The sequence below is a fragment of the Dyella humi genome (assembly GCF_044904605.1).
Classification (GTDB): Bacteria; Pseudomonadota; Gammaproteobacteria; order Xanthomonadales; family Rhodanobacteraceae; genus Dyella_B; species Dyella_B humi.
On record NZ_JADIKI010000022.1, the window covers coordinates 514,784 to 536,348 of the forward strand.

21 protein-coding genes are annotated in these 21,565 nt (G+C 55.8%); 10 read left to right on the forward strand and 11 right to left on the reverse strand.

The window, feature by feature from the left end; translation table 11 throughout:
• Positions 1–10: 10 nt before the first annotated feature.
• A complete protein-coding gene (locus ISP18_RS07270; RefSeq protein WP_380008751.1) occupies positions 11–370 on the reverse strand; it encodes a YciI family protein in 360 nt (119 codons plus the stop codon).
• Positions 371–769: 399 nt separating this feature from the next.
• On the opposite strand from ISP18_RS07270, the gene ISP18_RS07275 reads away from it, so the two are divergent.
• A complete protein-coding gene (locus ISP18_RS07275) occupies positions 770–1,351 on the forward strand; it encodes a hypothetical protein (RefSeq protein WP_380008754.1) in 582 nt (193 codons plus the stop codon).
• 323 nt (positions 1,352–1,674) lie between these two features.
• On the opposite strand, the gene ISP18_RS07280 is transcribed toward ISP18_RS07275, so the two are convergent.
• The gene (locus ISP18_RS07280; RefSeq protein ID WP_380008757.1) at positions 1,675–3,945 is read right to left on the reverse strand and encodes a PA3715 family protein; all 2,271 of its coding nucleotides are present in this window, start codon (positions 3,943–3,945) and stop codon (positions 1,675–1,677) included.
• 248 nt (positions 3,946–4,193) lie between these two features.
• Positions 4,194–4,835, reverse strand: coding sequence for a hypothetical protein (locus tag ISP18_RS07285; protein WP_380008760.1), 642 nt, complete (start codon positions 4,833–4,835; stop codon positions 4,194–4,196).
• Positions 4,836–5,229: 394 nt separating this feature from the next.
• Between ISP18_RS07285 and ISP18_RS07290 the strand changes: the two genes are divergently transcribed.
• Positions 5,230–5,811 (forward strand): hypothetical protein, encoded by a 582-nt coding sequence (locus tag ISP18_RS07290; protein ID WP_380008763.1) that lies wholly within the window; start codon positions 5,230–5,232, stop codon positions 5,809–5,811.
• A gap of 30 nt (positions 5,812–5,841) precedes the next feature.
• Here the strand turns inward: ISP18_RS07290 and ISP18_RS07295 are convergent, their stop codons facing one another.
• The 5 genes from ISP18_RS07295 to ISP18_RS07315 form a co-directional block, all read right to left on the reverse strand.
• Positions 5,842–6,054 carry a DUF3820 family protein gene (locus tag ISP18_RS07295; protein WP_380008766.1) on the reverse strand — a complete coding sequence of 71 codons (213 nt, stop codon included), beginning with the start codon at positions 6,052–6,054 and terminating at the stop codon, positions 5,842–5,844.
• A gap of 206 nt (positions 6,055–6,260) precedes the next feature.
• Positions 6,261–7,196 carry a hypothetical protein gene (locus ISP18_RS07300; RefSeq protein ID WP_380008769.1) on the reverse strand — a complete coding sequence of 312 codons (936 nt, stop codon included), beginning with the start codon at positions 7,194–7,196 and terminating at the stop codon, positions 6,261–6,263.
• Positions 7,196–7,801: a hypothetical protein gene (locus tag ISP18_RS07305; protein WP_380008772.1), complete on the reverse strand. Its 606-nt coding sequence runs from the start codon at positions 7,799–7,801 to the stop codon at positions 7,196–7,198. The genes ISP18_RS07300 and ISP18_RS07305 overlap by 1 nt, the downstream gene beginning before the upstream one ends.
• A 3-nt stretch (positions 7,802–7,804) precedes the next feature.
• A complete protein-coding gene (locus ISP18_RS07310) occupies positions 7,805–8,449 on the reverse strand; it encodes a response regulator (protein ID WP_380008774.1) in 645 nt (214 codons plus the stop codon).
• 142 nt (positions 8,450–8,591) lie between these two features.
• Positions 8,592–9,095: a hypothetical protein gene (locus ISP18_RS07315; RefSeq protein WP_380008777.1), complete on the reverse strand. Its 504-nt coding sequence runs from the start codon at positions 9,093–9,095 to the stop codon at positions 8,592–8,594.
• A gap of 219 nt (positions 9,096–9,314) precedes the next feature.
• On the opposite strand from ISP18_RS07315, the gene ISP18_RS07320 reads away from it, so the two are divergent.
• Both ISP18_RS07320 and ISP18_RS07325 read left to right on the forward strand, forming a co-directional pair.
• On the forward strand, positions 9,315–10,256 hold the full coding sequence (locus tag ISP18_RS07320) for an RDD family protein (protein WP_380008780.1): 942 nt from the start codon (positions 9,315–9,317) through the stop codon (positions 10,254–10,256).
• 56 nt (positions 10,257–10,312) lie between these two features.
• Entirely contained in the window at positions 10,313–10,696 is a 384-nt protein-coding gene (locus tag ISP18_RS07325) for a hypothetical protein (RefSeq protein ID WP_380008783.1), read from the forward strand.
• A gap of 677 nt (positions 10,697–11,373) precedes the next feature.
• Here the strand turns inward: ISP18_RS07325 and ISP18_RS07330 are convergent.
• Together ISP18_RS07330 and ISP18_RS07335 are read right to left on the reverse strand one after the other, a co-directional pair.
• Positions 11,374–11,898: a hemerythrin domain-containing protein gene (locus tag ISP18_RS07330; RefSeq protein ID WP_380008786.1), complete on the reverse strand. Its 525-nt coding sequence runs from the start codon at positions 11,896–11,898 to the stop codon at positions 11,374–11,376.
• Between the two features lie 229 nt (positions 11,899–12,127).
• Complete coding sequence (locus ISP18_RS07335) at positions 12,128–12,598, reverse strand: hypothetical protein (RefSeq protein WP_380008789.1); 471 nt, start codon at positions 12,596–12,598, stop codon at positions 12,128–12,130.
• Between the two features lie 844 nt (positions 12,599–13,442).
• Between ISP18_RS07335 and ISP18_RS07340 the strand changes: the two genes are divergently transcribed.
• Complete coding sequence (locus ISP18_RS07340) at positions 13,443–14,501, forward strand: hypothetical protein (RefSeq protein WP_380008792.1); 1,059 nt, start codon at positions 13,443–13,445, stop codon at positions 14,499–14,501.
• Between the two features lie 775 nt (positions 14,502–15,276).
• Complete coding sequence (locus ISP18_RS07345; protein ID WP_380008795.1) at positions 15,277–16,569, forward strand: diguanylate cyclase domain-containing protein; 1,293 nt, start codon at positions 15,277–15,279, stop codon at positions 16,567–16,569.
• A gap of 7 nt (positions 16,570–16,576) precedes the next feature.
• Here the strand turns inward: ISP18_RS07345 and ISP18_RS07350 are convergent, their stop codons facing one another.
• Positions 16,577–16,942: a cupin domain-containing protein gene (locus tag ISP18_RS07350; protein WP_380008798.1), complete on the reverse strand. Its 366-nt coding sequence runs from the start codon at positions 16,940–16,942 to the stop codon at positions 16,577–16,579.
• A gap of 129 nt (positions 16,943–17,071) precedes the next feature.
• On the opposite strand from ISP18_RS07350, the gene ISP18_RS07355 reads away from it, so the two are divergent.
• From ISP18_RS07355 to ISP18_RS07370, 4 genes are all read left to right on the forward strand, one after another.
• Positions 17,072–17,605, forward strand: coding sequence for a DUF1190 domain-containing protein (locus ISP18_RS07355; RefSeq protein ID WP_380008801.1), 534 nt, complete (start codon positions 17,072–17,074; stop codon positions 17,603–17,605).
• 12 nt (positions 17,606–17,617) lie between these two features.
• A complete protein-coding gene (locus ISP18_RS07360; protein WP_380008804.1) occupies positions 17,618–18,781 on the forward strand; it encodes a glutathionylspermidine synthase family protein in 1,164 nt (387 codons plus the stop codon).
• Between the two features lie 42 nt (positions 18,782–18,823).
• Entirely contained in the window at positions 18,824–19,393 is a 570-nt protein-coding gene (locus tag ISP18_RS07365; RefSeq protein WP_380008807.1) for a helix-turn-helix domain-containing protein, read from the forward strand.
• Positions 19,394–19,792: 399 nt separating this feature from the next.
• Positions 19,793–21,523, forward strand: coding sequence for a thiamine pyrophosphate-dependent enzyme (locus ISP18_RS07370; protein ID WP_380008810.1), 1,731 nt, complete (start codon positions 19,793–19,795; stop codon positions 21,521–21,523).
• Positions 21,524–21,565: the final 42 nt, after the last annotated feature.

Sequence of the window (21,565 nt, forward strand, 5' to 3'; positions counted from 1 at the left end):
AGATCTGAAGTCAGCCAGCGCTCTCTTCTAGGAAGGGTCGTACTTCAATCGGAAGCCCAGTTGCCTTGACCAATTTCCGAGCCCATTCCAGTGCCACATCAAAATTAGGAACTTGGACGATCGTAAGGCCACCGATATGTTCCTTCGATTCCGCAAACGGCCCATCCATCGTGTGCGTGTCCCGGCCGTGAGGCCGTAACACAGTCGCGGCGCTTGGTGAATCCAGACCACCCGAGAAGACCCAAGTCCCAGAGGTCTTCATGTCCTCCCGGATGCTCCGTACGTCCTGCATGATCCTGTCCAGCACGTTGCGCGGCGGTATGTCGCCATCCGCGCCAGGCTGATAGATGGCAAGCAGATACTTCTTCATGGTGGTCTTCTTCCTATCGTGGACGATAATTTGGTCTGCTCACGTATCTCGACGAATGACGCGGGTCAAAACCGACAGTCGGAAGGGAGGGCGCACAATGTGCCCGGTTCCAAAACGGGCAAGGCGGCGAAGGAAAGCGGAGAAGGGGGCAGGGTGCTCCTTCAAGAGAGAAATGCGCGCTGACTCCTTTTCTTGAGTGCTCGCTGCTAAACGACGTTCTGTGCGGTCAGTGTGATTGCCGTAATAATTTGCGCGCCCTATTTCACGCCATCTCATTTCTGGCAAACTTGTCGTCGCGGTAAAAAGAACTTGACTGTTCTTTGATGTCCAAATAAAGCAGTTTGGTATCTTTTCCGGTTCCGTAGCGATGGCACTTTCAAGGCTTGGAGAGAGTCAGTGATGACAATTCGTACACGCGCCCTGTTGGCAACGATGATGCTGTTGGCGGGATGTGCCGCCGCTCCATCCATCACGGTAAAACATCGCGTTCCCTACGGAAGCTCTATTGCCGTGGTGATGTTCGAGGACTGCGATATCGCTAATCAGGCGGATTGCGACGGCTCCGGGTTGAATGCGGGTTCGATCTTTTTCCGCGTACTTTCGCAAAAGCCGGGTATGCACGCCGTCTCGCTGCCAAGGCCCGTTGGACCTAAGGCGCAACTCGATGACGATGCCGCGGTCGCGTATGCCAAGGCAAAAGGCTACCGATATGTCATAAATGGCGAGGTCCAGGATTATCGGCGCGCCGGAGTCGTGGCATTTCACTCGAGTCGCGCAAGTATCTCAGTGCGTGTTCTGAACATATCCAACGGGCAAGCGGTGGCGAGCTATACCTATCAAGAGAATTCGACGACCCATCTCACGACGCCCGATGAAATGTTGGAAGATATGGCCAAGCAGTTGGCTACTGCCATCATCAATGAGCCGAAAAAACAGCGGCAGGGCAATTTTCTGCTATACAAGGGAAATAGCGGCGGCTGAATTGGGAGAGTCGTTGGAGTAAAGAGGCTGAGGCACCTCAGCGTTTTTTGCTTGGTGATTTCCCCAGAATTTTGAAGCTATGCAAACTCGCCGAGATCTTTTGGATCGCCCAGACGTCATCCCAGCGAAAGCTGGGATCCAGCGTCTTTACTGCCTCAAAGGCACTGGATCCCAGCTTTCGCTGGGATGACGAGCGAAAAACGTGGGGAAACCCCAGGGAACGAGGTAGTTAGACCGTAGTGATTACCTGCGGATTCCCATCCGTTTGATCATCAATTCCGGTCAGGTCTGAGCGTGGCGTCGTATCAAACCTCACTGGTTCACTACATGTCTTCTTTCACCCAAGGGTAGCGAACACCATCGAAGTGGATCGTGTTGGTGTTAGAAGAAGTGGATGAACATTCCTTCGGTTGACCGTCTTCGCTGTTGGCATCGGTGGATGTGGTTGTGGATAGCACAATGTCGGCCGGTCCGTGACTTGTGCCTTTACCGATGGAGACGTTCGTTTTCGAATTGCTTACAGCATTCGGGCACGCATCCGTGGGCGTGGAGCGCGTCACATCTGCATTGATGCTCAAGATTTCTTTGAGCTGATGGCCATCGGCCAGATAGAGCGTGAGTTCGGTAAAACTGTATGCACACTGATAGCATTGTGCGCTGTGGTCGATCCGAATGCCGAACGCACGCTGGCCAGGTGCAAGAATGTATCGGGCTGTGTCGATAGTTAGCGAGTCGAACACCACTCCATCGCTTGAGATGGCTTGGGGTTGATGAGTGTGCGCCAGGACGGCATTCGTAGCGAGGTCAATGCTGACGACATCAAGATCGTAGACCCCGTCGGTATCATTCTGTGCCTTACCTGTCGTTTCCTCGCCCGCACGGTAAGTAAGTGCGACGATGGCTTGATGGGTATTCGAAGGGTCTTTCCGGCAACTACTATTCGTTCCTGCCCAGAAATCTTCCTGGGTCGTAAAATGCAGCGCTTTGGCGGCAGCAACGATCGTGCTTCGATCGCAAGCGAGGGGATCAACCTTTGGCATGTGCGCTGCCACTTCGGCAGCTTGTGCCTTGATTTGCGCCAGCTTGGCCGCGTCGCGCGAGGCGATGCCTGCGCAAAGGTCGAAAGGGTCGGTGGTGGTGTTCTTTTTTGCGTGACACGCATCGGCGACTTGATAAAGGGCGTGATCACGTACTTCACCTTGGGTCATCAGTGCTGCAGCGGCTGGTCTTAGTGGCTGCATGAGACGGGCGCGCTCTGCCTCCGGAGCCTGAACCAGTTGAGCTAGATACAGGCTGGCAGGTCGGCCGCAATCACCGTGGTTCAGTGCTATGTTTTCAACGACAAAGGCCTTCCAGAAATCTGGCGTGCCTTCGCTGAAGCCGTCGCTGCCTATTTCACAGCCGTGTTGCATTGCATAGGCGACGCCCGCTTTGGCCATCGCATCGGCTACTCGCTCCTGCTGCACCGGCGTGATCCACTGCCATGGATCGGCGAAATAGCGACTTTCGGTCAGGTGAGTAGCGCTCATGTATTCCAAGCGATGTAGGTCCAATGCCAAGGCCATGGCCTGGACTACCGTCTTGTCCAGTTCGCCGGCAGGCCATGCCTCGGGATGTTGCAGTAGCGCGGGGAGTTTCATCGTTAGGAAAAACGTGCGATGCAATATTTCCTCGCGCGCGGGAAGCGCGCCCTCACGCGTCAACTTGCCCGTAGAGGGCGGGGGTGGCGACGGCATGGGGATAGGTCTATCCAGTGCATAGGACGGCTCCATATGCTTGATGACGTCGGGAAGCTCTGGATTATTTGGATCAAGCCCGTAAAGCGCCTGAAGAAGCACTACGCAGCTATCCGCTCCCGACCGCGTGCAGCCGTCTTGAAGCAATTCATTGGAAAACTTCTGGACAAGAATTTTTCCCGCTTGCGCAATGACTGAATTGGGCGGGAGATCGCTTGAGAACATGCCGGCCTCAGGCAGACAGCGACGCATCCCATCCCACCCAATGCTATTAGACCATTGCCACGCTGCATTTTTGACAGACACCACCACAAGTGGGTCGCCCTGCACATTCCACACGATGCTGGGAAAGCAGTCGATAACCTCGGCCATCGCCACAGAGTTGGGAGACCAGGTCGCGTCGAGGTCGATGCGTGTTCCACTTAAGTATTTGGGGGGAAGGTTTGCGAAGGGCAACAGGCGCCTCCAAAGTTCGACCGCGTCGGACGGTCGCGTGAAGGTGAGCAGATCCCAGGTGGCTGCCTGATCGATCAATACTCCGCGAGCTTCTTCGGGAATGCTGCCGAAGCCCGGCATGGTAAGCATCGCGAACATCTTCTCCCGATTAAGCGTTTTCCATGCTGCCGGGAGCGGTATGTCCGCACCGGTGCGTGGAGCGCTGACCACGACATTGGCTTCTGCCACGATAGCGTCGAACTCGGCTTTGGACAGCGCATTCGCGCGTATTGGCGTATCGGCGCTGACTTGCGGGAGCGACGTAGCGGCGAGCGAAGGCCCGCACATACCTACAAGCCACGTCGCCAAGATGCATGCAAACCGAGTCCAGATTGCACCGGACGCGGTAAAGCGCTTTCCCATATTGCCCCCTTTGCGCCGCATATTACCGCGACGACCCGCCGATATCTTACGGTGACCCAGCCATTCATAAGTGACTTGTCGCCGGGCGTTACATGGCGAAATAAGGGCGCGTAACTCGGTCGCTATGGCTATCTCGCACTTGGATGGCCAAAAAAGCTCGCTACTGACCTTCTTTTTCCGTTGCTAGTGGCGGTGCGCGCCAAGGCTCCCCGATCGTGTGCTTCGCTATACCAACGCAAACCTTATACCTAGCTCAAGCCGTACTTCTTCAGCGTCTCCGTGACTTGACCGCTGTTCTTGTTCATGAGCCAGCCACGAAATGCCGAATCCGAACGCGCATACGTGATCAGCCTGTCGTCGTGAGTGCCGTCGAAGTAAGTTCCATCTGAATGTCTCTCGAGATTTCTTTGCGTCAGACGCAAGCTCGTCATGATGTCGTTGAGTTCCAATTGCTCTGCGCTGTCGTCCGTGCTCGCAATCACCAGTGACGGGTCGCTGTAATGAGCGCTCAGGAACAAATTGCCCAAGGTGACATCGTAGATCAGCCTCATGCCTCCGCCGATGACGTTGTACTCCACATAGCGATAAGTATTGGCCATGTCCACCGGATACTTGGACTCCGAATTCATATGAAACGGTGTATCCGGGCGCACCCCTGCGGCTTTGAACGCAGTGATCAGAAACTGCACCACGTTTCCGTACTTCGCGGTCGTCAAGACGGATAGATCAATTACTGGGTAGGTAATGCCGTTGATGACAACGTCTTCATCAACCAGGCCATAAACCTGTCTGTGAATGTGGTCTCTCTTTTCCCTGTCTGTCTTGTAATCTCTTTCGTAGGCCGATCGAATCGTACTACTCGCAGCCTTTTCCAAATCCTTGACTGGCATAGAGCTTCCCCTGTGTGTAGGAAATCTGCAGATCTTTACAAAACTGTTACGCAGCTATATCCAACAATGCGGATGGCTGGGTAAAGGCCACTCCGAGTGCACAAGATATCATCAGGTCCAACCACGGCAAGTCCTTAATAAGCGGAATCGCTGATTGCTGTGGCGTTTGCATGAAGATGGCCGTGCAACGCAATCGGTTGCCTATGAGACTTCGCTTGCATAGCCCTTGGTAAGTTCCGAAGGACCGCAGAAAGAACAGTGGCAGGTTCGCTTTTTTGAAAATCCGCGACCAGAAGTGGCTATATGCACGCATGGCATAGTGGCTATTTTTCCAGGCCAATCGCAGGCCTAGCTTTCTACTCCAGGCGTCTCTGCCCGACTTCGGGAGAAACAAATGGCTTTGGTCAATAGATGCGGGCTTGGCTGTGTGGTGGGTGCCCTGATATTCGCGATTAGTTCCGGGATGGTTGTTGCGCAGTCTGCAAGCGTCGGAAAGCACGACGGCCAGCATGATTTCGATTTCGAATTCGGTACTTGGAATACCCATGTATCGAGGCTTATGCATCCCTTGACGGGCTCGAAAGAGTGGAGCGAATACAACGGTATCACCGTGGTGCATAAAGTATGGAATGGCGTGGCCAATTTGCTGGAGTTGGATATGAAGAACGCGTCCAGCCATTTGCAACTCGCATCGTTCCGGCTTTACGACCCGGCCACTCGCCAGTGGGCACTGTATGTGGCAAATAGCCATGGTGGCACGCTCGGCGTACCTGCCATCGGTGGATTCGCGGATGGGCGTGGTGTTTTTTACGACAAAGAGCCGTGGGAGGGGAAACCCATTCTGGTGCGTTTCGTCATTACGCCACGCAGCGCCGATGCTATTCATTTCGAGCAAGCGTTCTCAGCGGACAACGGCAAGACGTGGGAAACCAATTGGATTGCCGATGACACGCGGATCAAAGATCGTCCTGATTAGCCCTGCAACTCTGGACGATCGTTAATCCTGCTAACGCTTTCGCAGTGGATCGAGCAGCGACTTCAATCCGTTGTGGTCAAGCTCGAGCATCAATGCCAGTAAGTTACCCAGCTCACCCGGCGGGAAACCTTTGCGGGCAAACCAGGCAAGGTAAGCGCCGGGCAGGTCAGCGATCAAACGTCCCTGGTATTTACCGTACGGCATGGTGACGGTCACAAGTCGCTGCAGATCTTCGGGTTTCATGTTGCTTGGTTCAAGGCGATAGAGGGGCGGGTAGTCGAATTGTCGCATCAACGAAATCAGCCTTGGCAAACGGAGTATCGCCGCCGATACCTCCGTGCGCCTCGCCGTAGCACTAGGTACCCGAGAATGCTTCTGGCGCGGCCTACTAGCGGTCTACGGCTTCGAAGAAGCTCCTAGCGCATTCGGCAATGAGATAAGACGTGCCGTTAGAAGTAATCACGTGTTGGGCCTGCAGCGGGTTGTGAGTAGAGTCTTTGCGCGACGGTCCATGGCAGCGAGACCAGCGCTGGTTGGAATTCCATGATGGCGTTGAACTGTTCTATCAAGTTTTTTTCAACCGCATAGCCGCACAGGGTGAATAAATCCAAATCCACGATGAAAGCCGGGTTGAGAATCCTCTCCCAGTGATAGGAATCGCCCTGGGCGGCAGCCAGTCGTTCCCTTCGGTTCAGGGCCATCATTGTCAACAGGTTTTGTTGTGGCTCTCCGAACTCGCCATGGGAGATGGTGTCCAGCAAATAGACGTAACTCAGCAAGCGGATCCCTTCAAGGGTGGCAGAAGGTGTTCGCTCGAAACGGCTTCGAATGAGATTCGTAAATTCTTTTAGATCATCACCGTGATGGACGTTGGCTGCCGCTTGAAGGAGGTTAAGCAGTTGTCGTTTGGAGACGGATGATGACGAAAGATATGCCCTTCTTTCCGGTGTTCCGTCTTTTGGATAAAAATCATCATGCACTTCCAAGCCCGCAATGAACGAGGGCTCCAAGTCGGATTCCTGCTGCTCGCCGGTCGACTCGCTTTGTCTGAGTATCCAGGCAGCCTGCCTCAAATCATCCGTATAGTTCTCGGCCCAATTCGTTATGCCTGATAAGTGGAGAAGGGCGTAGCCTGCGAACAAACCGATGTTCGCCCACGCTTCTCCCGCTCTTTGTAGCAGCTCTCTGGCTTGTGCTTCGTTTTCAAGGAGCATGGCCAGACATGCGGCATCTCTCCAAAGTGTGCCCGCGCAAGCCATTTCTTCGGAGCGTGAGGTGCCGTTTTGGCCTTCCTTGCGCAGATGAACCTCGGCTCGTTCCAAAAGAAAACGGATCCGGCGCTCTATAAGAGTTGGATCCAACCCGGATTCTTTGAGGTCAACCATCAGAAGTACTCCCTCAGGTTGAGAATCGGGGTGGGGGACTCGTAATGGGGATTTGTGTAAACGTGGACAGGGCTAGCACTCTGCTCTGGATCCCACCATTCGGCGCGCTCGATCTGGTTTGCCGGAATATGGATTTTTGCGGTGATCTCGCCCTCAAGTTGATACGGAGACCAGCGATGATAAACATTAAGCTCACGAACGGACTCGGCAACGGCAGACAGTTTTACCGCTGGATTCGGGCCGACGATGATCCACCCAAAGAACAACACCCCGGCGTGGCCGTAGGCTCCAGTGGCGAATTCGAGCGCTGTATCTACCGCTGAGTATCGATAGTTTTGGTTGAGCAAGGTATCTCTTTCGATGCAGCCGGCCGCAAGTGAGATGAACGGGCTTTTGTGGCCGTAGGTTCCGTACGCATGAAGATGAAGGTCGAGATTGGTGTCTGTGAGAACCTGCGCAACTTGAGTGCTTGTGATCGTCCCCACTGACCGCCACCAGTTTGAATGAATACCTCTTTGCTGCTGAAGCATGGCTTTCGCCTCTACCCAACTGATCCCGCCGTTGGAGTCGTCCGCGATGCCTTTGACAAAGGTCTGTACGTACATGGTTCAACTCCGGGAGCGGGCTAGTGAGTCCAGTACCAGATGAAGCAATTCGTCAGGTCGATTCGTGATGCCAAAGGCGTGTTGCGGAGGAGGCGACTTGACTGTTCCTACATAGAAGACGATGGGCGGCGGATTTTTCCGTTCGGCTAGCTTATTGGCGAATTTGATGCCTGCCTGGTCGTCACCATCGCGTTTGATGTCCGACAAGATCAGATCAAAATTTTCCTTGTTGATTTTGTCCAAGGCATCCGTCGTCGACAGGGCGCGCGTGATGAGTGCGCCGGCTTGTTCGAGCAAGCGCGATTCCTTGACGATGCTGTCGGGGACGTCATCGACCCAGAGCAGCTTGGCCCCCTCTGTCAGTTTGCTTGAACAGGCAAGTCTGCGTGCTGCGCGGCCAAGCACGTAGGCGGCTATGTCCAAATTTCGCGACACCGCGGCTGCTTCCAGATCGTCACGAAGTTGCAGCTCAACGCCCCCTATGTTGACCTTGTCGACACGCTTTAACAGCGAGCGAATGGTGTCGCGACCTATCCATCCTGCAAATCCTATGAGCAGGCCGGCCCATATAAGTGGAGGAATCAGCGCGATCCATGGCGACCAGGGATTTTCTGGACATGCTGCTGACCTGACGATGATTTCGTCCACGTATCACCTCCCATTCTGTGCGCTGACGGCTAAATAGGCGTGAGACGGGAGCATAGTCGCTTTTCATGATGCATTTGCAAAAAAGAGCAGAGGTAGTTAGCTCGATTGACTACCTCCGTTCCCTTGGCCTGATTTCAATCGATCACAGCCATACCGCCAATGCTTGGTCGCGGTCCTCGCCGATGAAAGCCACGTCAGCAGGCAGCGCGTCAATCGCCATTTTTGTGTTGAGTTTGGTGCTCGTGTCCAGCCTGGCCTGGATGTCGAGACGGCCGTTTGCTTCGCACACGGTGATCGAACTGAAGCTACTTCGGCCGTTGAAGCCACGATGCACTGGGATATTCGCGTGCTGAAAAATGGCAGTCACAGGGTCGACGTGCCCTGTGGCTGGCCCGAATACGATGTCCTCCACCCCTTGCAGCACATAGGCGACAGTTGGCCCGACGACGGTGATCAGCGCATTGATGTGGCCGATCTTGAGCTGGTCGAGTTGCTTGCAGCCAGCAAGGTGGTACAGCGCGCCTTCGTGGCGATGGGCGTTGTACATGACAATCGGCGCACAGTTGGAGAATTGCCCGGAACACAGGCTGTAGTTGCGCAGATCGGCAGCAATGCCTTGGTCCATGTGAATGTAATAACTAGGCATGGGTGAAGGCCAGTATGGCTAAGTGGAGCAATTAGAGGCCGAAACCGGGTTTGGGAAAGTTAAATTCTGGCCGCGGCACCGATAAAGAGGCAGACAGGGAGTCAGCATCTGAGGTGATCTGTTCTCCAGGAACTCATACAGAAAGAAGGGCTTCGACATGCCTCCCCACCCACGGCCGTTTTACGGCAATATACCCCTCAAATCAGGGGAGTCATGGACATGTCTGTAACGGAAGGCGGGCAGGATCTTGTTATTGCTGGTTTTTGGCCGCGCATAGGCGCTTTTGTTGTGGATGTCATCATCCTGGGTCTCGTCGGGATGGTCATCGGCGGTCTGATGTATTCATCACTGGCATCTATCGGCGCGCCGGCGCGGCTTATCGGTTTTTTCATCTCACTGGTTTATTTCGGTGTACTCAATAGCCGCATAGGTAATGGGCAGACGTTAGCCAATCGATGGTTCGGCCTCCGCGTCGTGGATGCGCAGGGGGAACTGCTTTCCCTGCCGCGTGCCTTATTGCGTTACACGGTGCTTGGCGTACCGTATTTCTTCAATAACCTGCCGCTTTCTGCCACTACGATGATGTCGCCGGTGCTCATCGGACTACTGTCGCTGGTAGTTGGAGGTGCCGGATTCGCGCTTGTATACCTGTATGTTTTCAACCGGCGTACGCGGCAATCGCTGCATGATCTGGTAGTCGGCTCTTACGTAGTGCGTGTGCAGCCGGAGGCGGCCCGCGCTGATTTTCCACCGATATGGCGCGGCCACCTGGTGGTGATTGCCGTGGTCACGCTGCTTTCCCTCGGTGCGCCAGCAGTGGTGAACCGGCTTGTTCGGACTGATCTTTTCGCGGGGCTCATGCCGCTTTATCAGACGCTCGAAACCCAACCTCACGTCATGAATGCTGGGGTTACCCGAGGCTGGGCCGCTTCCACCGGCCGTCCAACCACGCATTACCTGAGCGCGCAGTTGCGCGTGGATGCGCCTATCACGGATGACGCTGGCTACGCCCGTGGCATTGCCCAGGTTTTAGCCAAAGGCGATCCGCATTTTTCCGAGGAGGATGTGGTGACCGTAGGGCTGTCCTATGGTTACGACATCGGTATTGCGTCGTGGTGGACCAGGCGCGCGTATTCGTTCAAGCGGGGCGAGTTGCAGTAGCTGCAGGGATTCACTCCCTTTGCCTTCAAGCAATCATCAACTGACAAAGGAAGGTCATGAAATTTTTTCCGATTCGCACTTTTGTTCTTTTTGCCGCCATCTCTATGGCTGGTTGCCATTATGGCCCGACAGCTCTGTCAGCCGAGGGCAAGAAGCTTACGGCGGATCAAACGGTATACGTCGCGCACGCATCGTTTGCCTGCATGTCGGCCGACGAGTTGCATCAGGCGATAACCTTGAAAGCGGCTGGTGATGGGTCGCAGCTTTACCAGTACTTCAAGGACGGTCACTGCGGCATTTTTCAAGAAAATGAGAAGGTCAAAGTCGTCAGGATTGAATCCGCTGATGGTTATCAAGCGGTGGTCGTGACCGACCTGGACGACAAGTCGGCTCCACCGTTGCTGTGGGTCAAGAACGATCAGCTTTCCGTGCGTGATTGATGGCGTACTAATTAGTGCAGAGGCTATAAAGCGGATTTGGTGTGCTTTGCGCGCGCATCGCCTAACGTGAAGTACAAATTGTAGATGGCTATGGATCAGGCCAGCATGGCACCAAGCGTTGCAACGCAGATCACCAGGCAAGCGGCGAACAGGCTGTTCAGCATCAGGGTTTCGAATTTCATGGCGGTTCTCCGTGGGTGATTGAGGCTTTCGAGATATGTTTTGCATAGCCCGTGCCAAGTAGGAACGCCCACGGAAAATCGCATGGCTAAGCCATTTGCGTGCGTGTTGCCCATTGCGCATAACTGTCCGCGGACGGTTGTCCGTGTTGTCCGGACAATGTGTGGACAGTTGTGCCCTGCGCTAATGCCATATCGTGTTGGATCCCGGCGCACTATTTTCTCGTTTAATTTCAGCTACACCGATTCGTCGCCCCGGCGAAAGCCGGGGTCCAGTGACGTTGACGGACATTCAAGTCGCTGGATCCCGGCTTTCGCCGGGATGACGAATCATCGAGCATTACAGTGAATCGGGCAGTTGTTTTCCCGGACAGCAATGGGCCCTTCCCCGAGATGCTTTACAACAGCGAAGCTGGTCAATCATGGCCGGCTATGTTTGAGTCGTAAGAACGCTGTGTAGATACCGAATGCTTCCCTGCCTCGCGAAAAATCGGCACTTCAACCCGGCGATCGCGGCTGATGCAGCACCGCTTTCGCAGCAGTCTTGAGCTTGGCAAAGGAGTTCATCACGGACGCCGTGGAAGAGTCTTTCCACTTTGCATATTGATGATCCATTTCCGCCAGTTCGGATGGATTGAACAGCTGCTTGATGGCAGGGAAGAGTTCGGTTTCTTCCGCTTGCGCGTGTTCGTCAACCAGCTGTGACAGCACTTTGGCCGAACCGGCAAACTGGCGAGTGCCGTAGCCGGCGGCGTGGATATCCGGCAGCACAGCTTTTTCGATTATGCGGTGTTCCTGCATCGACGTGGCATAGAGCAGTTGCTGGTCGTGTGTGGCGCGCTTGTTGAAGGCCGGGTAAAAGGTGGTTTCTTCCCATCTGGAGTGGGGGACCAGTACTTGTTCGACCTTCTTCAACAGTTCTTCGCGCACGTCTTTCTGATCATCGGTGGTGGCATTGATCCGGGTGAATAGGCTGCGTAGCTCGTCGTGTTCGTTCTTGAGAGTATCGAGTATGTTGCTCATGGACGGCTCCTCCGCAATTGCAGCGTCATTGCACTGCTGGAGCCGTTGCGTGGCTGTGAACCCGATGTTGCGCGAATGCTATCTACGGATAGACGCCTATCAGCCTGGCAACATGACGATCAGCGCATGGCGCGCGGCCCACGTGACGTATGCGATGAAAGCGTGCGACTGTGCTCCAGCTCGCTCGCCATCATTAAGTCGCTGCCTGCGCCGCCATGTTCGATCGAGATCAGCGTGGAGGGATGGTCGCGTCATGCCACTTCGGTGCTGCTCGCATGGCATCCAAGGTGCGGACCAGCTCGCGATAGCTGCGGGCCAGCTGAGCATAGAGCGCCGCGTAGGCTTGTCGTGTCACATCAGCAACACCGAAGTAAGCGCTGCGGCCGACGTCGATGAAATAGTCCACGCTTACCCGTCGTCGTTCGGCCAGACCCGGGAACAGGCCGGCTAGCAGCAAGCAGCGGTCGCCGACATCGCGCAGGGCGTCGGCACGCGCGGTGCCTGCCAGTTCCAACGCTTGCAACCAGTCCATGCCCTGCGTGCGTGCCAGCAACAAGTTGTCGCCTTGGTAACGCAGCAACACGAACACTAAATAAGCCTCGCTCGATTCATCGAGTTGCCGCCCAGTGCGTTCATAGGCTTCCTGCACCAGCGATTGCCAAACCTCCATGGGCGTGCCGTTTTTGAATGCTTCAAACATATCGTCTTCCCCCCACACATCCGACGCTTTCAGCCTACTGCGCTGAACACGTAACTGCTTGGCAGCCGGATAAGGAGATTGCTAGCACACTCGGGTGGCCACCAATGTCGTCATAAGCATTAACGGCTATGCAGGCTAGGTCTTTAGATCCATCAGCATTTGCATTCAATCATCCAGTCGACAACGGCATAGGGTTACGTGATCTTCGTCAGCGAGCGAGGTCGCGATACACGTTTTGTATGGCACTGCTTCCGTCAATCTGGTTGCGTGAAATGTGATCTGATCGACAGTCAATTCAGGTCAGCGGCATTGTCTTTTCGGGCCATATTTTGAGGCTGAAAACGGTGGCCAAAAAGACGCCATGTATTCAACGCAGTTACGGAAACCCGCAAGGTTTTGCGGGCGATTTGTATCACGTTTCCTACACATATCGATCTGCATGCTCCAACGCGCTGGGCGAGCAACTCGACTCAGTAAGGGGCCATGATTAATGCGGGGAGACGCAATGCGAATGCGCCTTTAGTGTCTGCGGGGGAAATCTCAAGTTGTCATCGCTCACTACACGGTTGCGATTAATGCAGCCGCCGGGGTTGCTTGTGCCAAATGATTTCGTCGAGCGCGAAAAACGCGCTTGGGCAGGTAGGGAAGGGGTCTGTTCGAACGTCTTGGTAAGTGCGGGGCAAGTCTGTGTTACGGCTCGCTCTACGTTAATCCGTTTGTGAAAAAGCCTCTTCGGGAGAGAGGCTGGTTGCTGTTTGCACGGATGCCGTCGCTGTTGTAGTGCCGCGGCTCTCGGATGGTCCGGAGTCGAACTCATTGCCACTTTGTTTCTGGGGAGAATCAAATGCAAGCAAAGTTCAAGTTTGCTCTTTTGGCTGGTTTTATCAGTGCTGCCTGTGTTCCCGCAGTATTTGCGGCGCAGCCTGTGGATTTTTCTGGACAGACCGATGAACAAGTGGGGCCTATCGAGGCCGTCGCGCGCCAAGCTTGGCGTGAGGACATGGCGCAGATCGCCACGCCGTCAGAAGGCTGCTTCCATGCCGCGTATCCCAGCATCATCTGGCAGCAGGTGGCGTGCCAGCAGTTGACCTCGCACACACATACACTGCCGACCAAGATCAAGCAGGCCCATCTTCTGCCGGAAACTGCCGGCAACGGCAACGACTACGTGCTGCAATCGCCGGGCTCGACCCTGATCAGCAGCACGACGGGCAGCTTCCCCTCCGTGACGGGCGTGACATCCGAGACGGGTGTTGGCGTGCCGGCCTATGGCGACGGCGGTATCCTCGGTGCGAACGAATATTCGCTGCAGATCAACTCGCAATTCACCTCGACCACATCTGCTTGCAAAGGCCACTCCGGCTGCACCGTGTGGCAGCAGGCTGTGTATGCACCGGATTATGAGACGCAAGGTTCGGCCGCTGTATTCTGGCAGTACTGGCTGATCGGCTACGGCGGCAGCAGTTGCCCGAGCGGCTGGGGCAGCGACGGTTCTGGCGACTGTTACCGGAACAGCAATTACGTAACCGCTCCCGACGTGCCGGCCACGAAGCTTGGTAGCGTGACACTGAAGGGTACGGCCGCCTCGGGTGGCAACGACACGGTCACCTTTACCTATAGCGGTACCGCTTATAGCGTCAGCGGCAAGGATAGCGTGAACTACATAGCGACTGTCTGGAAGCAGTCGGAGTTCAATGTGGTCGGCAACGCCGGCGGTTCGGAAGCCGATTTCAACAGCGGTTCGTCGATCACGGTGAAAATTGCTGCCAGTTACGGCTCGACCGCCGCGCCGTCTTGTATCGCCAATGACGGTAGCACCGGCGAGAGCAACAATCTGAACCTCGGTAGCTGCACCGCTGTGGGTGGTTCTGCGCCGTATATTGAGTTCACCGAATCGAACTGATAGGCGGATTCTCTCGTTGAAATGAAAGCCGAGGGGGAAACCCCTCGGCTTTTTTTTGTTTCGCCTAGCGCCAGCTCTTCTTGCCGTCAAAGCTTGAAGTTCAAACTCATCATGTACGTACATCCACTTCAGTGGCGAGAACGGGACCGTCAAGCAGTGCGAACGGTCGCGGTGACACGCGCCTTCGTCGAAAGTGCTGTAAGCAATAAGCCGTAAGAAAAGCACTGGCAACGGAAAATTGCCACGGTCTAAATTTAATTGTGCAATGGATAAGTGTATGAACTAAAAGGCATATGCTGTTTCTTCATGGCGTATAGCAAAAGAATTAATTGGATCGATTTAATAATCGCAATGTTTTTACCTGTTGCGCCGCGGGAGAAAAACGATGATTAATAGAAGCAACTACAGGGGAGGGGAAAGAGCAGCGATATCAACTGTCCGTGCCGAGCGCCGGCGATGCACGCGTGCGAGACATCTTGATGCGATCCACGCCAAGAGACGACGGTGCAATCGCGTAGCGGGGATTAAAGATATTCGCGCGTCTGCCGATCTTGTAACGGACCTTGAATATGCTGGTCTACATTTTCTCTGGGTTGACGGCTCCTGCTGCCAAGGCAGTCTTCGCGCTCAGGGGCTTCTCCAAGACAATGATGGCCGCGGCAGCCATGCATGAGGAATGGCGTCGCCGTACCAAGAAGCGGATAAGGACGTCGCGTAACCCATATCGCAACACGATTCATCTATATGAGGTTTCCCACTAGCGTGGGTTGAGTGCATGTCCTGGAAAGAAGTTCCTGATTTGCTGGCGGTTGGATTGCTGATCTACGCGTTCGTGACGGTGTCGCGTCCGGTTGGCAGCATGGTCACGCGGCTGTGGCTGGCGGGCTGGATTTGCGTCGAGCTGCATTTCGCCGCCTACTCGTTTCTCGATGTGCCGGGCATGAGCGGCGTTATCGCCGACATCGTGGGCACGGCCGCCTTGGTGTGGTGCGCGCAGCTTTTCCGCTGGTCGATGGACCCGCGACCAGGGCAGTGGGGAAGCCGGTTGCTGTTCTGGGCGATGTCGGCGGTCTACACACTCTACTTGGCGCTGACATCGCTACCGACGTTGCCGCCTACCACCATCATGATTGGCGCCGCGAGTCTGTTCGCTGTGGTGCCGCTGATCATCGTGGCTGCGACGCCGCGTGCGCAGCGGCCGGCCAGTCGTTGGATCGCCGTGGGGCTCAACATTGCGCTTGCTGCGGCCTTGCTGCGCTGGCAGTTCTCCACGCACGGTGCCGACCTGATGAATGTGCTGCCACTGTTCGTGGCCTACTTCACGTGTTGCCTGCAGTTTGTTTTCTACAAGCAGCGCAGAACGGGTGGATTCGTTGTCACCCTGCTCGGGTTGTTGGCTTGGTCGCTGGTGTTTCCGCTGGGCATGACATTCGACGTGCTTTTTCCCACTGTGCAGGTCGGTGCCGAAGTGTGGAATCTGCCTAAGTACCTGGTGGCGGTGGGCATGCTCCTGCTACTGCTGGAAGGTCAGCTGAAAAGAAACCAGCATCTTGCATACCACGACGCGTTGACGGGGCTGCCTAACCGGCGCCTGTTCCAGGACCGCATAAGCGGCGCCATCGAGCGCGCCCGTCAACGCCACATGCGCATGGCCATGCTCGCTATCGACCTGGATGGCTTCAAGCAGGTGAACGACACCATGGGCCACCATGTGGGTGACGAAGTTCTGCAGCATGTCGCGCTCCTGTTTGCCACGCGGTTGCGCCGTGTCGACACGCTTGCGCGAACCGGTGGTGACGAATTTTCCGTGGTGCTCGAAGGCCCGATCACACGTCAGGAAGCCGCCAATGTGGCCGGCACGTTGCAGCAATTGCTGAAGACGCCATTGCCGATAGCAGGACGCACCATGCAGGTAGGGGCAAGCGTCGGGCTAGCCATGTTCCCGGACGATGCGCAGACACCGTCGGGCCTGTGCATTCTTGCGGACGAACGCATGTACGCGGCCAAGCGTAATGGCGGCGGCGCGGTGCAAGGGCTTGCCGACGACATGATGCTTTCCGGAAGTTAGGGATGCTCTAGGCGAGCTGTTCGTCCAGGCTGCGCGTTTGCGGTGTGATTTCATCACCCGTGTGCTTAGTCGATGCCGGCTCGATCAGCAGGATCCAGCATTCGTCCTCCGCCACCGGGTTGTGTCGGACGCCGCGTGGCACGGTGAAAAAATCCCCTTCGCACAGATCGACGGTTTGCTGTTCCAGCTCGATGCGCATGCGACCTTTCACCACGTAGAAAAGCTCATCCTCGCCATCGTGCGCGTGCCACACCAGATGGCCTTTGAGTTTCGCAACTTTGAGCAGTTGATCGTTGACGTGGCCGATGACTTTGGGCGACCAGTAGTCGGTGACGCGGTCGAAAGCTTGCAACAGGTTCTGAGAGCCGAACATGGGGGCTGCCTGCTGGGGATGGTGTTGCGGATTGTCGCATGCCGTCTGAAACGAGGCAGGCGGATGGGGGATTCATCGGCCATTTTTTGGATAATATGCGCTCATCATCAATGCCTATCAGGGGATGGCATGAAACGCTCCAGGACGGTGTCGCTCGTCGTCATGGGATTGACGCCGCTGTTCATCACTGCGTGCGATAGCGCGCAAAAGAGCCAGCAGTCGTTTACGACGCTGGGCAATTGCACCGAGGCGGGCGTACCGGAAGCCACTTGTGAGCAAGCCTTTACTCACGCCGCGGCCGAAGCGCCGAACGTCGCGCCACGCTATGCCACGCATGAGCAATGCGCGCAGGATTACAGCGAAGATGCCTGCCAGGAAAACGTAGCCGTGCAAGGCAGCCCGGTCTGGAGTCCGGCCATGAATGGCTTTCTGATCGGTCGCGCGTTGTACGGCGGTAACACTACCTACTATCCGGCCGGCCCTGTCTTCCGCAAGCGCGACGATACGGACTACTCGCCGCACTATGGTCACATTTACACGGGTGGCGTCGGCGGCTGGCGTTCCACCTCATCCAGTGAAGCGGTGGGCGAGGGCGATACCATCGGGCGTGGTGGCTTTGGCCATGGCGGAGGCGAAGGCGGCGAGGGTGGCCATGGCGGTTGAGGTGGTGGGCACGTGAAACGTGTTGCTATTGATCCGCGGCCCGATTGGCAGGCCACCGCTGTGCAATACGGTTTTCGGTTCCATTCCGTTAACGGCGAACCCTATTGGGATGAGTCCGCGTATTACACGTTCACGCTTGAGCAGATCGAGCGCGATATCGAAGCGCCAACGGGTGAGCTTCACCACATGGCGATGTCGCTGGTGGCCGAGGTTATCGCGAGCGAGGCCTTGATGAAGCAACTGGCGATCCCGGAGCCCTATTGGGATTGGATCGCCGAATCGTGGCGCCGCCGGCAGCCGCATCTGTATGGTCGCATGGACCTGGTTTACGACGGTACCGGCCCGGCCAAGCTCTACGAACTCAATTACGACACGCCGACTTCCATCTACGAGGCGGCATTCTTTCAGTGGATATGGTTGGAAGAACAGCAGCAGCGTGGCCTGCTTTCGCGAGACGCGGATCAATACAATCAATTGCAGGAGTTGCTGGTGCTGGCTTTTGCCACAATCGGCAAATCGTTGCGTCGGCCGCTCTATTTCACGGCTGTGCGTCATAGCCTGGAAGACCAGGGTACGATCGAGTATCTGCGCGACTGTGCGACCCAGGCGGGTGTGCATGGCGACATGATTGCGATTGAAGATATCGGACTTTCGCGCCAGGGCACGTTCACCGATCTACGGAATAATGTGATCGGCACATTGTTCAAGCTTTATCCGCTGGAGCATTTGTTTGCCGATCAATACGGGCCTCATCTGCCTCGTTCCGGCTTGCAACTGATCGAGCCGCCGTGGAAAGCCGTGCTGAGCAACAAGGGCATCATGCCGCTGATGTGGCAGCGTTATCCGGGCCATCCCAATCTGTTGCCGGCGTTCTTTGATGAACAGCCATCTGAACCGCTGCCGCCGGGCTGGGTAAGAAAACCGCTGTTCTCGCGCGAAGGGGCGAACGTGCAGATCGCATTGCCCGATGGTGAATACATCAGTTCGCCTGGGCGATATACGCAGTGTCCGGTCATTCGGCAGGCGTTTCATCCGCTTCCGCGGTTCGAGGGTGGCTATCCTTTGATCGGAAGCTGGGTGGTTGGCGATACACCGGCCGGTATGGGCATTCGCGAAGACGCAACATTGATTACGCGGGATACATCGCGGTTTGTGCCGCATGTGATTGCTGCATGATGAGAGGGGAGAGTCCGCTTAGGAATATCTCCAGAGATTTGAGTGCGCTCCGATGCAGGCCAGTCGTGCCGCGCCTTTGGTCACGATCTGCGCTTCCAGAAAACGCATGTGGAATTGCTGCTTGGCTTATTGCGCGGTGACGACGCGGAAGATGCGGAAGAGGTATTGGCCGACACGCTCGGCTACCTAGCGCAGTCTTACGAAGCGGGCGCATCGATGGCGCAGGACATCAAGGTGATGCGGCAGGTAGCGCGTGTGGAAGAAGCCATCATCGGCCGGACGGAAGAAAATCTCGGCGTGAACGAATTGGCCAAGCTGGCCGGTTGCTCGCCGTTTCATCTATGCCGGATTTTTCGCGCATGCACCGGTCAGTCCTTGCGCCAGTTTCGTTTGCAACAACGATTAGGTACGGCGGTTGGGCGCCTGGGTGAGGGCGAAAAAAACCTGGCTGCGTTGGCCTGCGATATGGGTTCCAACAGCCACAGTCATATGACTGATGCATTTCGCGTGGCGTTGGGCATGACGCCGAGCGAAGTCCGCGACGAGCTGCGACGTAGCGATTTGCATGTTTTGAAATATCGATTGCGGGATGCCTGGCGCAACCCCCAATAATGGTCACCCTCGTGGAAGCGAAACCGGCCTCCAATAGGCAAACGTTGCCGCGTGACAATATCGCGTCATGATTACAGCGTTGTTGCCGGATGCATGATCTTCCGGGTTTCACACGTTGAAGCATTTTCGGAAAGCTATACGCAAAAACGGAAATTCACGCGTATGTGTGCGTCAGTTCTTATTTGTCGTACTTAACGCGGCATAGCATCGATAACACCCCCCCCCATTTCGGCAAACGTAAGCGCATGCATCCGTGGCAGCATGCATGGGTTGCATGAGTTTCTCTCCAGTTATTACACAAGCCAGATAGGGCGGTTTTGCTGCGCGCCATCGACATGATTTTCGAGCGGCCAAGTCATTTCTCTTGTTGATCGCAACGGAACATAGAGGAGGATTTTCATGGTTGTCGTCGAGCCACAAATCGGCTACGAGCGCCTGCTCGATGCCATGACAGAGTGGGGAATCAGGACTTGCTCCGGTGTAACCGGTGGCGGTTTGGTCCATTTGCTTAAATATATGGATCCTCACGTTCCGCACCGCACTCGCGGTGATCAAATCGAATTCTTTACGATCGGCGAATATGCGGCAGGCTTTGTCCCGCTTGGTCACTATCTTGCGACCGGCGCAATCGCCGCCGCGGCCGCCACCACGGGTGCCGCGAGCAAGCTTTTGTTGTGCGGCCTAAGCGACGCGAAGTTGCACAACATTCCGGCCGTCTATCTCATTGCCGCCACGCCATCGAGCATGGCGTTTCAGTCGCCTTTGCAAGACACCACTGAATCCGGTAGCAACATGATCGGTCAGCTCATGGCCGAGTTGCCGCAAGGTACCTTTGTATTGGATGACATCGAGACTTTGGATGAGCAGCTTTCCGCCGCGCGGGATCAGCTGAACCAGTCCAAGCCCGTGGCGCTTGTTCTGCCGCCGGATGCATTGTCGGAAATGACATCCTGGGTGCCTCGCATAGGTATGGCTCTTAACCAGCCGGATGCCGTCGATCACGCCGGTTTGTTCGCATTGTTTCGGCGCTATCTTTCGCAGAGAAGAAAGGGAAGGATCGTTGTGATGGCCGGCGACGAAGCGGCACGTTATCCGGATATGGCTTATCTTACGTCACGGCTTTGCGAAGTTTTGAGGGCGCCCATCGTATGGAGTATCAACGGCGCGAACGCCGTTTCCAGAGACAATCCTTATGCCTATGGTTATCTGGGCTTTGGAGGAAACGACCGCGCTACTGAGCTGTGGGATAGCTTGAACGAGCATGACATGCTCATCACCATCGGTTTCTGCGGTGATGAATATACGGTCAATTTTTCTCCGGCCAAGGCCGGCCTGGTCTGGAACATCACGGCCAACGCCCATTTGTACGGGAGTTCGCATGGCAGTTTCCGACACAGGGTGGTGGGAGAATTTCAGCAGACGGTAGGTGACGTCGAGGAGATCATCCGCGAGACCATTTTGTGGTGCCAGGCCAATCCGCAGATCTGCAATGAGGATGTGCCGCTTTATTCGAATCTCAATGTCGGCACGCCTGCTCGCGTGAGTGGCCATGCCGTGGACATCGTGGCTTTCTACGAAAAGCTCGATGGTCTGTGGCAGCCTGATACGTTCGGCTTTGATGACGTTTGCCTTGCCTACAAGGACCGGCAATATGTCACCCAGCGTCCCCATCCGTACGCAAAGATCTATTCGCTGTATCGCGGTTCCGCCATGGGCGGAGCTTACGGTGTTGGGCTGGGGGCAAAAATCGCATCACCCGACAAGCACGTTTTCGTGTTTTCCGGCGACGGTTGCTTTCGACTCTATGGCGGGTGCCTGGCGGAGGCGCAGCAACTCGGCATCACCTTGTTCGTGCTGGACAACGCCAACTACGGCATCGTGGAGCAAGGGCTTTCGAAGATCTTGCCGCATACGCCGGCATCGCGATATCACGGCGGGCTGGAGCGGATCGATTTTGGGGCGATGGCTCGCGCATGCGGATGGTTGAGCGCTCGGGTTTCACCTGACCTGAGCAATCTTTCCGACATCATGCAGAAAGCATATCGACGCGATCGTCCATCCATGCTTGTCGAAGTACCCGTCGACAGCGATCAGGTGGTGGGCCCCAATCCGCGGTTGAAGAACTTATAGCGCCATGGGGCGCCTGCATCGCACCGGCAGCTGATTTTTTAT